16 protein-coding genes are annotated in these 14,699 nt (G+C 33.8%); 5 read left to right on the top strand and 11 right to left on the bottom strand.

Going from position 1 to position 14,699, the window contains the following annotated elements; genetic code table 11:
• Position 1 precedes the first annotated feature (1 nt).
• Positions 2-469: a hypothetical protein gene (locus BSF42_RS18805; RefSeq protein WP_095954643.1), complete on the top strand. Its 468-nt coding sequence runs from the start codon at positions 2-4 to the stop codon at positions 467-469.
• Positions 470-1,446: 977 nt separating this feature from the next.
• The gene (locus tag BSF42_RS18800) at positions 1,447-2,130 is read left to right on the top strand and encodes a hypothetical protein (protein WP_095954642.1); all 684 of its coding nucleotides are present in this window, start codon (positions 1,447-1,449) and stop codon (positions 2,128-2,130) included.
• A 99-nt stretch (positions 2,131-2,229) separates the two neighbouring features.
• Here the strand turns inward: BSF42_RS18800 and BSF42_RS18795 are convergent, their stop codons facing one another.
• Genes BSF42_RS18795 through BSF42_RS18780 form a run of 4 tightly spaced genes read right to left on the bottom strand, consistent with a single transcriptional unit; the run spans position 2,230 to position 4,601 of the window.
• Positions 2,230-2,799: a hypothetical protein gene (locus BSF42_RS18795; protein ID WP_141248485.1), complete on the bottom strand. Its 570-nt coding sequence runs from the start codon at positions 2,797-2,799 to the stop codon at positions 2,230-2,232.
• Positions 2,800-2,827: 28 nt separating this feature from the next.
• Positions 2,828-3,601, bottom strand: coding sequence for an ImmA/IrrE family metallo-endopeptidase (locus tag BSF42_RS18790; RefSeq protein ID WP_095954640.1), 774 nt, complete (start codon positions 3,599-3,601; stop codon positions 2,828-2,830).
• The gene (locus BSF42_RS18785; protein ID WP_095954639.1) at positions 3,601-3,996 is read right to left on the bottom strand and encodes a hypothetical protein; all 396 of its coding nucleotides are present in this window, start codon (positions 3,994-3,996) and stop codon (positions 3,601-3,603) included. The genes BSF42_RS18790 and BSF42_RS18785 overlap by 1 nt, the downstream gene beginning before the upstream one ends.
• Positions 3,993-4,601, bottom strand: a complete 609-nt coding sequence (locus BSF42_RS18780) for a hypothetical protein (protein ID WP_095954638.1) — start codon at positions 4,599-4,601, stop codon at positions 3,993-3,995. Before BSF42_RS18780 ends, BSF42_RS18785 begins: the two co-directional genes overlap by 4 nt.
• A gap of 62 nt (positions 4,602-4,663) precedes the next feature.
• Here BSF42_RS18780 and BSF42_RS18775 point away from each other — a divergent pair, with 62 nt between their 5' ends.
• Genes BSF42_RS18775 through BSF42_RS18765 form a run of 3 tightly spaced genes read left to right on the top strand, consistent with a single transcriptional unit; the run spans position 4,664 to position 6,924 of the window.
• On the top strand, positions 4,664-5,236 hold the full coding sequence (locus BSF42_RS18775) for a hypothetical protein (RefSeq protein WP_095954637.1): 573 nt from the start codon (positions 4,664-4,666) through the stop codon (positions 5,234-5,236).
• Positions 5,237-5,243: 7 nt separating this feature from the next.
• Positions 5,244-6,272: an adenylate/guanylate cyclase domain-containing protein gene (locus tag BSF42_RS18770; RefSeq protein WP_095954636.1), complete on the top strand. Its 1,029-nt coding sequence runs from the start codon at positions 5,244-5,246 to the stop codon at positions 6,270-6,272.
• Entirely contained in the window at positions 6,250-6,924 is a 675-nt protein-coding gene (locus tag BSF42_RS18765; RefSeq protein WP_095954635.1) for a hypothetical protein, read from the top strand. The genes BSF42_RS18770 and BSF42_RS18765 overlap by 23 nt, the downstream gene beginning before the upstream one ends.
• A gap of 22 nt (positions 6,925-6,946) precedes the next feature.
• Here the strand turns inward: BSF42_RS18765 and BSF42_RS18760 are convergent, their stop codons facing one another.
• From BSF42_RS18760 to BSF42_RS18735, 7 genes are all read right to left on the bottom strand, one after another.
• The gene (locus BSF42_RS18760) at positions 6,947-7,561 is read right to left on the bottom strand and encodes an NADAR family protein (protein ID WP_216360292.1); all 615 of its coding nucleotides are present in this window, start codon (positions 7,559-7,561) and stop codon (positions 6,947-6,949) included.
• Positions 7,562-7,588: 27 nt separating this feature from the next.
• Complete coding sequence (locus tag BSF42_RS18755; RefSeq protein WP_095954634.1) at positions 7,589-8,632, bottom strand: hypothetical protein; 1,044 nt, start codon at positions 8,630-8,632, stop codon at positions 7,589-7,591.
• 179 nt (positions 8,633-8,811) lie between these two features.
• On the bottom strand, positions 8,812-8,949 hold the full coding sequence (locus tag BSF42_RS22535) for a hypothetical protein (protein ID WP_172426723.1): 138 nt from the start codon (positions 8,947-8,949) through the stop codon (positions 8,812-8,814).
• Positions 8,950-9,009: 60 nt separating this feature from the next.
• Positions 9,010-9,882 (bottom strand): hypothetical protein, encoded by an 873-nt coding sequence (locus BSF42_RS18750; protein ID WP_095954633.1) that lies wholly within the window; start codon positions 9,880-9,882, stop codon positions 9,010-9,012.
• On the bottom strand, positions 9,879-11,411 hold the full coding sequence (locus tag BSF42_RS18745) for an AAA family ATPase (RefSeq protein ID WP_141248484.1): 1,533 nt from the start codon (positions 11,409-11,411) through the stop codon (positions 9,879-9,881). The genes BSF42_RS18750 and BSF42_RS18745 overlap by 4 nt, the downstream gene beginning before the upstream one ends.
• Complete coding sequence (locus BSF42_RS18740; protein ID WP_172426722.1) at positions 11,398-13,137, bottom strand: restriction endonuclease subunit S; 1,740 nt, start codon at positions 13,135-13,137, stop codon at positions 11,398-11,400. The genes BSF42_RS18745 and BSF42_RS18740 overlap by 14 nt, the downstream gene beginning before the upstream one ends.
• Positions 13,130-14,530, bottom strand: coding sequence for an N-6 DNA methylase (locus BSF42_RS18735; RefSeq protein ID WP_095954630.1), 1,401 nt, complete (start codon positions 14,528-14,530; stop codon positions 13,130-13,132). The genes BSF42_RS18740 and BSF42_RS18735 overlap by 8 nt, the downstream gene beginning before the upstream one ends.
• Positions 14,531-14,699 lie beyond the last annotated feature (169 nt).

Here is a 14,699-nt window from a genome sequence, read left to right as displayed (position 1 = left end):
AATGAAAAACGATAAGTATGATGAAGAGTCAATCAAATTGTCTAAAGCAATTGATATCTCTATTAGTGTAATAAAGAAATTTCCCCCAAAAGGTTGGGATGATAAGACATGCCAGCATGTAATTAATGTAAGATTAGAATCAAAACAAAATGTGCTAAATCCCTCTCCGGAGTATAGAAATTTAAAAAGTCTAAAATATGAAGCTGAAGCTATTTTTACAAGATTTCAAGAAGGTCATGGTATCGAAGTAGAAGAATTCTGGAAGGAAATAAAAGCTCAAAATCTACCTTATAAAAGAGAGAATAAAATGGAGAAAATTTTCAAAAGAAAAAAAATCAACAATGTTCGTGAGTATGATTTTGTAATTGATGTGATAGTTCCATATCAGCAGGAAGGACTTATTGACCAGCAAGAAGTTGCTCTTTTAAATGATTTAATTTTAGAATTTGAGAGTCGAAAGAAGAAATAGTTTGCTTGTTCGCGAAGGGTTTCCCTGTGAAAATTTACATCATATCTTTTATTCTCATCCGTTTTACATTAAAGACAAAGATTAAAGATTCAGACAGATCTTTTTATCTTTGAAACCTAACAGGACAATTCTCGAACCATTTCATGGATGATTTGAATAAATTGAATAGAGCTTAATTTCTGAAAGTTTCGAACCAAAACTAGTCAGCAGTTGATTTTACAGAAGTTCTAATTTTGAGAGCATCGTGTGCGATGATTTTGCCACAAAAATAACATGTCGTTTTATTCCATTCTTACTCCAGTCAAGTCCGTGTATGGGGTGTGATGACAAAATGCAGAGGGAATACAGTTATTTGTTTAGTATCAGTTTTCATTCCAAACGGCTAAAAAGGGCAGCCAAGATAGCGCCATTGCGTCTGCTGCGTGCGCATAACGGACTTCATTTCCTTTGTCCGCCCTTCGGGACTTATAGCACTGCGCAGTCGCTCTGACACCTGATCTGTGCTTTCTTTTTTTTCGTTTTTTCTTTTGGAAACAATTTATAGTATAGGGTGGAGGGTGGTTTAGCAATGAGAATTAAGAAACTAATCCTTTCTTTCTTTCTTTCTTTCTTTCTTTCTTTCTTTCTTTCTAAAGATGTTTTCTAATTATGATTTTGAACGGTGACGGTAAAATTGATTAGGTTAGCGAATTTGTTTAAATGGATAGACTATTTAAAAGTTAGTTAGTTAGTTAGTTAGTTAGTTAGTTAGTTAGTTAGTTTTGTTTTTCTTCTCTTTGTTTTTCTATTAGATTGGTCTTAATTTTTGTTTTGGCCGGCAGTTAATGCCGCTTTCCTCAGGTTTGTTTCTGATGTAAAACAGCAGAAGCCAATTAAGGGTAATTCAACTGCGCAAAATAACTGCGTACTGCTTTTGTATCTTTGAAGCATTAATCAGCAGTTATTTTAGATAAGTTTAATTTAAACAGTATAGTATTATGGAAAGATCAATTACTTTTATGGAAAAGCTATTCAATGGATATGCACTTGTGGACCTTGGCTACAGGGATTATATTGCAGCGCGTTTTCTGCTTAACAGCCATTTCATTGTTCAGGGACTGACTCTAGCAAGCACTGCTGTAGAGAAATATCTCAAAGCTGTAATCGTTTTTAACCTTCAGGAAAAAGAAAGGTACAATTATCATTTAGACCGGTTCGAGAAGCTCAAAAATCTGCTGGCGAAAGTGAACAGCGATGTGACCGAAGGGTTTGACCCAACCTTTGTGGCAATACTGGAAAACGCATTTAAGATCAGGTACTATGATAAACTTGAAAAGCCGATTTTTATGGGTTTTTACATCAATCAGCTTATCGGCGAGCTGGACCATACAATCGGATTTCTGGAAGATTTCATAAGCAGGACCCAAAGTGGGGGACAGTCCATGACGGCATACAGCCGAGCAGTCAGAGATAATGAACCCAGCCTTTATCAGAATAACTTTGTACTGAACAGAGAGGACAAAAAAGAGTTTATGGAAAAACCTGATGTGGGATTTTCCATATGCATCAGCATTGGATCTGCAGTGCATCGGGAAAATGTAGTGCAGGGCGGGAACACTCGAAACAAGTATGACGGAAGGATAGCGGAGTTCACAGAATTTACGCACGATTTTATGCTGTAGATGCAAACGTATTTAAGTGATTGATCAGCTTTTTGAATGATGAATCTTGCAGGCAGCTGAGGTGCAGGAGTCGAAAATTGAGTTTTTAAATAGTACACGTTAGATCCAACTGTATTGTTTGGAGAAATATGTGCATACTATAACATCGCATTCGTTATGTTTTTCATCAAATTTTATTTTTATTCTCTTGCAGTTTTCTTCTATTTCTATTGGCAGATTACATTCGTTTTTTATTTTTTCAAAATAGCGTGTCCACTTATTGCAGCCTTTTGGAATAGGGAATAAGACAAATGCGATAATGCCGTATCTTGAATTTAATTTTTTTGTATCGGAAATAATTGAATTGATGTTTTTGGTGATGGGTCTTGAGCACTTACTAACGCCCGTAATGCTCCAATTGGTATTTGGAGTTTTTAATTCTATGGAATAAGAGAGATATTCGTCATCTGTAAAAATTAAGTCATATCTATCTCTCCTTCTTTCATATTTTGATTCCACAAAGACTTCCTTAAACTTTTGTTTCTGGAGTTTATTTGCCAGCTCAAATTTTAGCCAGCCTTCAAACTTATTCCTATTCTGAATTGCAATGCTTATTACATCATTATTTTCAGCAATGATATCAGAAATTAAGTTTCTGATAAGGTTATCATAAGGGATTAGGTTCTGCATAACTTTAATCATTGTAGTTGTAATAAAACTAATCCTCCCAAATAATGCTCAATACCGAATCGTATCGCGGTGTGATGATACAGTATTCATACATTGGCATATCATTGTCATATTTCCCTAATTCGAACCACGTTGATTTTTCAATTTCTTGAATGTCATTGTTTTTATAGATGGTTTTAAAGCGGTAATATTCTTCTGCTACAGAATTTCTAGGGACATCAAGTTTGTTGATATCAGAAATCCTGTAATACATGAATTTAGATTTTTTCCAATATTGCACTTTACCTCGTTTGCTATAAAAGACTGCAATAGGATGATTCCCTAAATCAATGTATCTATATACCGTGGATGTAATGCTTGTGTTGAATCTGTTTGAAAGATCAAAAAGCAGTTGCGGATTGAATTTTTTTCTTTCGCATGCTTTGCTGAATTTATCAGCGGGCATTAATAATTCTGCGGCAAAATCATTTGCCTCTTTTTCTTGCGGCCCCCTCTTGTATCCTTCAAGAGTGGTATCGTCATCGGTAAATGAGGCAGTATGGTCAGAATGTAAAAGCATATGTCCCAATTCGTGTGCCAAAACATATCTCTTTCGCTGTGGGAATTCAATTTTAGAATCTACAGTAACAATAGACTTTCCGTTTTTCATAACTAGCCTTCCATCAGAATTTTTTAAATCCTTTTGATTAACAATTCCATTATGGTAAACAATCAAATCAGCAATATCAATGGATGGAATATCTTCAATTCCTAATTCATCTATTACAGATCTTGCAGTAAGTGCAGGGTTCTTTCTCATCATTAAAGCTCTCCTTTTTCAATTTTATCCATTAAATCAAGCAAATCGGTTTCATTGAGAATGTCTTTGAGATCTTGCTCGTCCATTTTATCAAGATTATTAAATTGCAGCTGCGGTGATCTTTGAATAAGCAATCCTAAAATTGCTTCCCTTGTGGCTTCTTTTGTTTCCTCAAATAGCGATAATGCTTTTGTGTATAAATTATTATTCTGCTCTTTTTTCAGCGCCACTGTCTGTTGGAACAGCATTTTTTTAACCGCTGCTATTCCATTTTTTTCAAGCTGTGCAGGATCATAACCTTCTTCTTTTAAAAGTTCATTTAGAATTTCTGGTTCTTCTACAGTTAAAAGATAAATATCACGATTTAATTTATCAACATTTACTTTTATATTTTTCATGACTTTTTAAATATTTTTTTAACAATCCGCAATCCTCTTTTTATTGAATTATTTATTTCTTTCATTGGAATATCCAATACTTTTGAAATTTCCTTTCTTGAAGCTCCTTGGAGCCATTCGCTGAATATGGCGTAGTCATCTTTATTTTCGCCGAAACTTTTTTCAATGATTTCCCAAAATTCATTTTCAATGAAAATTTCATCTGGAATATCCCTGATTCGGATTTCCTCATCTGTCAGTTCATCATAATTTTCAAATGTATCAAACTCTTCACTATCGCTTAAGAATTCATTTGCCACGCCAGCGCTCACAATTGATCGGCTTGATGATTTAAAATGACTGGATATAAGGCTTTTTACGACCCATATAAGATGATGTGTAATATCTGGATACTTATTATAATCCCATTTGCGCACTCCCGTAAAAACCTTTTCAATTGCAAGCACTGCAAAGTGTTCTGCATCAACACTATCCTTTTCAGATCGTACTTCGAACCCTGCCTTGTTTAATTTTTGTGAAGCATATAATACCAGTGATTTGTAAATCAGGCCCCAGGATCGATCATCAATGCTTCTGAGACGTTCTAAAGTTTTGGAATCTATCATATGTTAGTTGGTTTAGTTTGGTATCTATAAATATATGCTCTTTTAATTATTTTTTTTGCCACATGGCAAAAAAAAAACTTTATGGAGCATATAAAATTATATGGGCTTTCTATTTAAGCTATGTTAAAATTGATTTTATAATTATGGAAAAAGAAAGATTATTATTATGCATTGGACGCTATGATCACTATTATGACAGCGTTAACAACAAAAGTTCTGTTTTTTTGGGACTAAGTACCTTTATTGTCGGAGGTTTGACAGTGGGCTTTTTTGCGATCAAAGATTTTGTGGCATGCACACCCTGTATCTATCTATTAATGATAGCCCTCATTTTAATTGGTATTGTAATTATGATTATTGTAATACTTGCCGCAACTCCTTTCGTCTCAAAAGACACTGACTCCCTGCATTATTTTGGTTCAATATCATGCAAGAGTCACGAGGAATTCTGCACAAAATCTATCGAATGCATTTCAGAGGAAGATGAACTTAAGGATTTAAGGATGCAAGTCCACCAGCTTGCCTGCGGACTATCTTCAAAATTCTACAGACTAAAAACGGCAGGAGTTTTATTTACAATCCAGTTTACTCTTTTTATACCTCTATTGATGCTTATAATACATAACTTAAAATAATTTATATATGAAAATTTTTGAAGATTACCTTTCGACAGTAAAAGCTGCAATGGCAGCAGATCCTAAATTTAAAAATTTAAATGAAAGCTGGAATCCTGCTAAAGGCGAGCTGCGTAAAGCGTTCGATGCTGCTGCACTAGGACTTGCTGTTCCGGAAGAACGCCTGCTTCCGAGCTTAGAAAACTTTGCGAGCGAACTCGGACTAAAGCCGGATTTTAATCAAAAATTGGGCCTTCATCCAGATCACGCACATTTAAAGCATACCGACAACATCGAGAACGATTATATTATTTCAATGTTTGTCGATATTAAAGGTTCTACCAATCTTTTTAAACGTTATCTTCCGCAGACAGTTTGGATTATTACCAATACCATCCAGCGAGCGGCAATACACACCTGTCTGATTTTTGGAGGTTATGTGCATCGACTTCAGGGAGATGGTTTATTTGTGTATTTTGGAGATAAAAATACATCGACACAGCTTTCTGTGAAAAGAGCACTTCAGTTTGCAGGGATTTTTACATATTTTGTGAAAACAGATCTAAAAGAACTGTTTAATGAACAGGGGATTGAAGATATATACACCAGGATAGGTATTGATCTTGGATATGATCGCGATGTAGTATGGGGAATGGCTGGTATTGGAGAGATAAGCGAGGTAACGACCTGCAGTCTGCATACAAGTTTAGCCAGCAAGATGCAGTCAAGCGCAGTGAGTAATGGGATAGTTGTTGGAGACCATATAAAAAAAGAAGTTCCCGAGCTGTCAGAATTTTTTACGCCCGTTAGCCAAAGAACAAAGAATGAGAATGACCGTTATATCTTTAGAATACAGGATGACAATTGGAATTACACACAATTTGACTTTGCCTGGCTATCGTTTCTTAAAAAACAAGATTATATAGCTACTGATCTACAAGGTGTTCTTCAACTGAAGCATAAAGCGACAATGCCAAATTTCGACCGCAACATCAATAATTTAGCTCCTATAGCAGCTGCAAGTAAACCTTTTTATGGATTTAGTAAAGAAAGTTAGTCTATTTGAGCGCGATTTTGGTGAGACTAAAGAATACTTTCCCAAACTAAGCTACGGAAGAAATAGGAAAAACAAAATTTGGATAATTTCTGGAGAATTGGATATATGTGATGTCAAAGGTAACTACTGGAATACCTTTGACATCAAAATCGTAGTTCCTGAATCATATCCGTATTGCGTGCCTATAGTAATAGAAATGAGCGAGATAATCCCGCGTGATATCGACTGGCATATTTCTGAGAATGGGATCTGCTGTCTGGATTTCGATAATAATCTTATATTGCTGAGCCGACACGGAATTAATTTAAGAGATTTTATTGCAAAAAAAATATATCCTTTTTTTGCAAATCAGTTATACAAACTACAGGAAAATAAATATGCAGGACAGGAATACAAACATCATGTTGATGGAATAATCCAACATTATATTGAAGATTTAAAAATTCCAACAGCTGAGGACACAATAGTTTTTCTTGAGCACATACTTAATAAAAAAGATCTTACCAGAAACAGATTATGCCCATGTAAGAGCGGTGAGAAAATAAAGAATTGCCATGAAAAAGCAATCGAAGCCATAAAAACAATCGGGAGAGAAAAAATGTTGTATGATTTAGAAAAAATCAAAAAGAAATTCGCTTTAAAAACTGATTAATTTTTGATTTGAAAAGTTTTATTTAGTATGCATAGATATCATCAAGGTCATGAATTACAAAGTCGGGTTTGTATGATTTGTCAATTGGATTGTCAAAAAGTAAAAATGCAGGAATATTTAAAGGTTTTATAAATTCCAATTCCACAGAATTTTTCAAGTGGGTTTCACGAATCTCCATCAATAGTCTTCCAAGAGCATTTTTTCCTTTCAATTCATTCTTATTGACAGGCACTGCTCCCCAGGTGCTGTCCTTGGTTGAGAACTCGACGATTGTATTGCTCCCAGTGCTCAAAAGTAAATCAGAAAATCTGCTGAAATTCTGAATCAGTTTAATCTGCAGACACCAGCGCATCACGTCAAACTTTATTATTTCCCAATCCTGTCTGGTAAATTGGTGGTGCTTACGGCTGATTTCTTTTGCGTCCATAGGATTGGTTACAGAAATTATTTCTTCCTGAATGGCAGGAAAAAGAGGAAACCTGCAAGCCTGATATAAAATTTCAGTATTGGCTATATTAGTTTCATTTACAAATAAAGAATATCCGGGAGCCATATTTGAAAGACCTCCAAATTTGCCAGTAGTTTTACTAAAAGTAATTACTTCATTTTTGTTGTATGTTCTTTCGCTAATTTTCATAATGCAAATTAAAACAATTTTATAATATTAACCTCTATTTGCAACAGGAAATAAAGGAACCCAGGCATGATCGTCAACACCCCACCAAAAGACCAGCGGACTGTTGTTGGGAATATTTCTCCAGGTAAAGAAGTGAGTCCCCAGACCAAAAGTCTTGTAGCTGGGATTAATTAATCCTAACGGCCTTATGTTAGGTTTTATTTCTCCTTTTATCATCTCAATAATAGAAATTCCTTTCTGAAGCAAAATATTCTCATATCGGACTCTATTTTCAGCAGAACTGAAGAATCGCTCGATAGTGGGCAGATTTGGCTTTCGGTAAGCATAACTCTCGTATTTTTCAGCGGTTAAATTTGCCAGATAAGACTTTACATTTGTCGGCTGCTCATCAGTCGGAAAAGCAACGTTCAAAGATTGGTTATTGAATCTAGCGTGGTTTTGGATCTCATAATTGTAATACCATCCGATTTTTCTGCTGATTTTATCTTCAAATGTTTTCATGAGCCTGTATTCCTGAAACGATCTTCCCCAATTATGCAATCCGAACAAATTTACGGATAATTGGTAATTATCATTTAGAACATTTTCCGCATTTGTTACATTTTCCCCATTTTTAGCTTGTAGCCATTGCACTAAATGATTACCTATTGTGCTACCTGAAGCTAAAATATCGTCAAAATATACGTAATTTATTTTAGGAAAAGTTTTGTATTTTATATAAGATTCCCCGTATTTTTCATTCAGTAGATTTTCCAGTATATCCAAAATTGCAGGTTGGCTTTTATGAGGCAGTTGCAAATCTAAAAATTCAGTATTGATTAAAAAATCAGAAATATTGGAATAATTGAATCGTTTCATTAAAGCCTCAATATGCCCATCTATGAAAAGTTTTGCTTTCTCCTTTGAAATGTAGACCTGCGGGAGTATGTGGCTTATTTCTTCCAATACAAATTTAGCATCTTCCCCAAACTGATTTGCCCAATTCACAACGTATTTACTATCTAAAAAAATTCCGTCCCCGTTTCTGTAGTCCTTAATGGTTTCAACTATTTTATCTGCAATGTCTTTCATTCAATAATTATCGTTTTGGATTCAAAAATATATAATTTATCATTATTATCATTTTTTCGAAATTAGCTAAATGGCATAAAAATATAATTTAAAATCGCTTATATTTTTGTTGGTGCTGTCCAATTATGAGCTACTGCCAATAATTGATCTGCTTTAGAAATTTTAGCGGGTTTCACGAATTAATATCCTGTATCAGCTAAAACCCCTTCAAAATCAGGCATGTCATCGTATGTTTTACCGTTAATTTCCCTGCCGCTGTTTTTCTTTTCCAATGTATGTAATAAGTTTTCCATTTCAATTACTGTTTTATACTTCATTCACCACCGTTGTTAAATAGAAGTATATGTATGTAGTTGAAAATGCTTTGATTTTTATTTTCAAAAGTATTCTTCCATCCACAAGTATTCAGACTTAGCCATTTGCAGAGCACATCTTTTAGCACCAGCAAACGGAGCTTCATCACAAACATTATTCTTTATATCAGCGAGGGCTCTATCAAAATAATTTTTCTCTTGGTCGGTAGAATTTTGTCCTTTCTGCATCCATATTTGATAGATAGCATCAGCACTTTGCAATGCAAGTCTAATTTCCTCCATTGCATTTGATCTTTTCGTAGCTAATTCTACTTTATCCAAGTGGAATAGCCAAACAGTCACCTTCATACGTCGCTCTTCATGCAATGTTGGCGATCTTCTCCAGTCTTTGAATCCAGGTTTGCCGTCAGGTCCAAACCACATTAATGCAACATCCGTAGCGGAACACGGATCAAAAGGTAGAACTGCTTCATTTATTAATGTCAATTTAGTTTTTTCTTTTGCGCGCTCTCCATCAATGGGAAAAAAGTCCCACTTACCGCCATCAGTATTTTCATCAACCCTTCTTTGATTAGTATGCATACTTGATAGTCTAAAGTTACCAGAATCGAAAGCAAGCCACCAATATCCTACTGACTCATTTTTAGATATTTTTAATGAATCTATATCTATTTCCCGAACTTTGCCTTTAGGACGAAAGTGATCTATATTTGGATCAGCACCTGTAAGGTCAACTTCCGAATACCAACACTTGTTCCCAACTATTTTTCGAAGCGAACTTAAAATGTCTGGATGTCCCCATGATTCCTCACGTTTGCTGTTTATAAATGCAGTTCTTTGATCAATATCTTTTAAATATAATTCTTTTTTAAGTTTTGAAGCTTGTTTCTCCCATTCATGTGGAATTTTGATTAGAGTGGGGTTTATATAAATCATATTTCACTTGCTTTTTTGTAAAGCATTGAAGATAATTTCTCAATTGCTTTAATTTTTACTTCACTAATGTTTTCCGAATTAATGACTAAATCAACGGCTTCTTTATAGGCTATTTTAGCGATGTTTCTGTATGGGTCAGGAGAGATGTCTGTCGCGTTTAATCCAGGGACAATTTTTCTTAGTCGCATTAAATGCACTTTCTTTTGGGGATAATTTTCTAATAATGAAACTTCGTATATTCTCTTTAATACCTTTAAGCTAAATTTATCAAGCTGACTTTCCAAACCATACAATTCACTTGTTAATACTCCAGCTACACCCGTTCCTCGTGGACTATCTTCAGGTTGGGTTGCGGTTATTTTTCCATCATCAGATCGTGATAAAACTTTAATTTCTTCTTTTAATAATCCAGCAACTAATAATGGATCATGAGTTGCTAAGATAGTGTGACTATCTTTATTAATTCCTCCAATTATGCGTAGTTTTTCTAGATAATCTAGCCCCCATGCTGGATTAAGATGGGTATCAGGTTCGTCCAGGATGTAAAGTGACTCCGCATCTTGCGTAAACCTCATTAATCCAAGAACTGTTAATAACTGTTGCTCACCTTCACTCAGCTGTCGAGTATGTATAGCTGAGTTAGCTCCTTTTACTTTAACTCTTACTTTGAAATCTTCAATAAGATCACTTAATCTCATGGTATCTAGCGCTTGGAAAAATGATCTTGGATCACTTCCATATTCTGATGAGAGATTATGCAAAGAAGAAAGATCTGGCAGATGTAAAAAAATAAGTTCACGTGTTTCTCGACGTCTAAAATCAGTATTGACGACAACCTTTCTGGTAAATGGAGCCATACTGTGTTTTAGAATGCTATTTAACAAGTCACCCACGGGGCCTTTCGCGCCCCAGAAATCATCTGCGGATGCACCTTTCTTTGCCCAGCTAGGTTTTTTTATTGTGATAAGCGCCGAATCAAAGTCTTCTATTCGAGGATAACTTTCTAAAAAATGAACAATTTCCTTATCAAATGATAAATAGAATGAAAGAAGTGCAAAAAGACCATGAACAGGTCTGGCCAATATAAAGCTTCTAAAAGAAAGCTTCTCACCAGGTTTAATAGGATGCAAAGTGTTTTTTAGAGCATTTTTATCGTGGGTTTGAAAAATTTCTTCAAATCTATCTGATGCTCCTGAATAATATCCTACTATGTATTTGGGTGTCCAAGAATTTTTTAAGTCAGAATGTGAAACTGGTACATTATCAACTTTTCCTTTTACAACTTTTCCTTTTTCGGCCTCTATATTTACTACACTTCCGTTAATTTTATATGCCAAAGTGTATGAAAATAGACTAGGAGTTCTTAAATCAACGTCTCGGAATATTTTGATTAAGGTTTCTAACAAGTTACTTTTAGCCGATCCGTTTTTACCTAAAAGAACAACTATGTCATTGTTAGAATTAAATTTGATTGAAAAACCAGCTAGATTTTTCCATTGACTATTGATATTCAATTCAATTAATCTCATTTCTAATCTTTTTAATTTTTCCAATATGCCCAACAGGTACAATCACTATTTCGTTATCTCTTGCGTCCCTTAATAAATCGTAAAATAAATCTACATCATCTTCCAATGAAGCTGCAATTAAGAGAGCTTCGGGGTATGCCTCACCTCCAAGTTTTTCAAGACATTCAATCAATTCATTGTAAGTTTCTACAGGTTTAACTTTCATCTGTTTGTTTGATTTAATTTTAGTGTTTGATGTATTACTGTTTACATTTTTCACAAGCATACTTATATTGTTTTGAACTTTTATTAAGTTTTCTTTATTTTCAGAGCTTTGTTCCTTATGATTTGGAAGGTTTTTTCTTTGGCTTTTAGCTTTAAAATTAACAGCAAAATCCTTAATATTTTCAATCAAATGTTTTGTGTCATTATCGTGAACATTGCTATAAGAGAAATCGCCGTTAAAGGCTTTAACAAAAATCAATCTTTCAATACGATTTAATAGTCCGCAAAATTTATTGTGGCTTTCTGAAATTTTAATGAGTTCTTGCAATAAGTTATTTACTTTTTGACAAATATAATTTTGCTCATCAATAGGCGGAATAGGTATAGATATATTAGATAGGGCTGTCAAGTTGATAGAGGCAAGGTTTACTGTTTGACTTGCATTGTTGAAAAAATATTCTTTGGCTGTTTCTGATTTAGTATAAATTCCGATATAGTAAGGATTAATATAATTAGGGTTGGTTCGGGCTCTAAATATATGATTTTGATGGATGCAATCATATATTTCGTCATTCCAAACAGTACCTCTTCCTAATTTGTCTCTATCACCACCTTCAGTAAATAAAATATCTCCTCTTTGTAATTTGTATTTACTTAGATCAGCGGGTAATGCTTCAATATATTTGATGCTAGATAAATCTAAATATCCGTCTTGAACATTCGCAACTCGTAAATACGGTAGTAGGATTGTTTCGTTACTTATGATTTTTTTTCCTTTCGTTATACCGCCAACCACATCAGCTATGTTTATCAATTTTGACCAAGTCCAAGTTTCAGGAATTTGTAGTTTTTGTGAGTTAGGAATAATTTTTTTACTGAGTTTTACCTTTGGATTGTCTTTAATTCTAATAGATATTAATTCTTCAACTAATTCTGAGCTTTTTTTATAATTGACAAGTTTGTTACGAAAATTTCTTGACAATTTGCCCTTGACAGCGTCATCGATTATTTTCTTCCTAATTTGTATTATAGCTTGGGGTATTGATTCGCGGGCTGTTTTAAATGAGTCAATTTTATTTAATGACTTGTTAAGTAAGCTAACTATTTGCTTTTGTTCGTCAATTGGTGGAATAGGAATTTTCAGCCGTCTTAAATTCTGAATTGTAATTTGCGGCTGAGCCGATCCAGTTATTATATTATTTTTCTCGGTTGAATCTATTGCGAATTTTAAATATTCGTTAGTAATTTTGGGAACTAATGATTCTATTACAATTGAGTTTGACGTGACATACGATTTTGGTAATGTAATATGCGTTATTCCGCTCATAGATCCTCTACTAGAGATAAGTAATTTCGAATCTTCAAACATGTAATCTGAAAAAGCTCCAATAATGCCATTTGCACCATATACTGGAAAACCATCATTTACCAACTCTTTTGTTAATAGAGATTTGCCATAAAACATGTTGCAGAAGTCACCAAGCTCAATTAACTCCCAATGCCTAGGTAAAATTTTATTCATCGGTATCATCTAACATATTTGACAATTCTTTAAGTCCTTCAATAATTGATTCAAGTTCAATAATTGCATCATTTGTAATGTCGTCAATTTCAAAATATTCGTTTTCTAAATTTTGATTGTCGGCGATCCAGTTTATATCTAGGTTAAAATTTCGCTTTTTTATTTCATCAATTTTAAAATTACGAAATCTTATGTCAGATTTTAATTTTCTACTAGGACAACTACCATTTGGTTTAGATCCATAACAATCTAGAAAATTTTTAAAGTGATTATGAGTCAGTGGTCTGCCTTTTTTAGTAATACTTTCGACGTTTGTTCTAGCGTCATAAATCCACGTGTCTGTTGTTTGTATGCCTTTTTCTATAAAAATCACAACAGCTTTAACATTTGTATATGGCAAGAATGTGCCATTAGGTAACTTTAGTATAGTGTGTATATTATATTTTGTAAACGAGATTTTCCAAAGTTCAACGGCTTTTTCGTCTGACAAAATATTGTCCGGTAAAACAATTGCAGCACGTCCTTTAATATCTAAACTACTTAAAACATGTTGTATAAAGTTTAGTTGTTTATTGCTTGTTTTGATTTGGAAATCCTTTCTTTCTGGTATTTGATTTGAACCCTTGTTGCCAAAAGGGGGATTTGTCAGGATGCAAGTGTAGCGTATATTGTCGAATGGCTCGTAAATAGTGTCTCCTAATTTTATACTTGGATTTAATCCATGTAGAAATAGATTCATTTGTGCCATTCTTCTTGGCCTTATAACGAGCTCTTGACCGAAATACGTTTCATTAATCAATTTTTCGCTATGTTCTTTCGATAATTGTTTATGGTCTTTATTTTTTTTATACCATTCATAACTTGAGATTATAAATCCTCCGGTACCGCACGCAACATCTGACATTTTAAATGTGTCGCTTTCAAATGGATTTGGTTGCATAACATTCACAATAGAATCAATTAATGGACGAGGTGTAAAATATTGACCTGCACCTTTCTTACTTTCATTAGCAGCTTTCTCTAGCAAGCCTTCGAACATGGCGCCTAAAACATCCTCATTATAGGTTGACCAATTAATTTGATCAATTAGTGTTAATAGCCGTTTAAGACTTTGTGAACTTCTTATTTTTGCCATTGGTTGGCTAAAAATATTTCCTAAAATACTTTTCTCTGTACTTAATTCATTTAGTACCTCGTTATATTTAATTAATAAGTTTTCTTTATCATGAATAATCAGATCATTCCACGAGCAACCTAATGGAATCATAATTCTCTTTTCCTCAGCGATTTTTAAAAAAATTAAATATGTGAGTTCCTCTATGTAGTCACTATAGTCAACACCCTCGTGGCGGAGTGTATGGCAAAATCCCCAAAACTTACTTACTAAATCCATTTTCTAATTTAAAATGCTAAGATACGTAGGAAAATAATAACACTGATTTATAATATAAAAATATAAGTAAAAATCTTTTCGCTTTTTTATGACAGTATTTTCGAGGAGTTTATTGCTAAGTTTCTGTTGGGTATTGGTATAAGGTTTATTTAAAAATATGAAATTATAA

Source organism: Flavobacterium sp. ACN6 (genome assembly GCF_002304005.1).
Lineage (GTDB): Bacteria > Bacteroidota > Bacteroidia > Flavobacteriales > Flavobacteriaceae > Flavobacterium.
The sequence above is the reverse complement of the archived record's forward strand: the minus strand, read 5'-3'. Positions and strand labels throughout refer to the sequence as shown.

Bases quoted from the DNA above. Each gene is read 5' to 3' on its own strand.
- BSF42_RS18805 (WP_095954643.1), top strand. From the start codon at position 2: ATGAAAAACGATAAGTATGATGAAGAGTCAATCAAATTGTCTAAAGCA.
- BSF42_RS18800 (WP_095954642.1), top strand. From the start codon at position 1,447: ATGGAAAGATCAATTACTTTTATGGAAAAGCTATTCAATGGATATGCA.
- BSF42_RS18795 (WP_141248485.1), bottom strand. From the start codon at position 2,799: ATGCAGAACCTAATCCCTTATGATAACCTTATCAGAAACTTAATTTCT.
- BSF42_RS18790 (WP_095954640.1), bottom strand. From the start codon at position 3,601: ATGATGAGAAAGAACCCTGCACTTACTGCAAGATCTGTAATAGATGAA.
- BSF42_RS18785 (WP_095954639.1), bottom strand. From the start codon at position 3,996: ATGAAAAATATAAAAGTAAATGTTGATAAATTAAATCGTGATATTTAT.
- BSF42_RS18780 (WP_095954638.1), bottom strand. From the start codon at position 4,601: ATGATAGATTCCAAAACTTTAGAACGTCTCAGAAGCATTGATGATCGA.
- BSF42_RS18775 (WP_095954637.1), top strand. From the start codon at position 4,664: ATGGCAAAAAAAAAACTTTATGGAGCATATAAAATTATATGGGCTTTC.
- BSF42_RS18770 (WP_095954636.1), top strand. From the start codon at position 5,244: ATGAAAATTTTTGAAGATTACCTTTCGACAGTAAAAGCTGCAATGGCA.
- BSF42_RS18765 (WP_095954635.1), top strand. From the start codon at position 6,250: ATGGATTTAGTAAAGAAAGTTAGTCTATTTGAGCGCGATTTTGGTGAG.
- BSF42_RS18760 (WP_216360292.1), bottom strand. From the start codon at position 7,561: ATGAAAATTAGCGAAAGAACATACAACAAAAATGAAGTAATTACTTTT.
- BSF42_RS18755 (WP_095954634.1), bottom strand. From the start codon at position 8,632: ATGAAAGACATTGCAGATAAAATAGTTGAAACCATTAAGGACTACAGA.
- BSF42_RS22535 (WP_172426723.1), bottom strand. From the start codon at position 8,949: ATGAAGTATAAAACAGTAATTGAAATGGAAAACTTATTACATACATTG.
- BSF42_RS18750 (WP_095954633.1), bottom strand. From the start codon at position 9,882: ATGATTTATATAAACCCCACTCTAATCAAAATTCCACATGAATGGGAG.
- BSF42_RS18745 (WP_141248484.1), bottom strand. From the start codon at position 11,411: ATGAGATTAATTGAATTGAATATCAATAGTCAATGGAAAAATCTAGCT.
- BSF42_RS18740 (WP_172426722.1), bottom strand. From the start codon at position 13,137: ATGAATAAAATTTTACCTAGGCATTGGGAGTTAATTGAGCTTGGTGAC.
- BSF42_RS18735 (WP_095954630.1), bottom strand. From the start codon at position 14,530: ATGGATTTAGTAAGTAAGTTTTGGGGATTTTGCCATACACTCCGCCAC.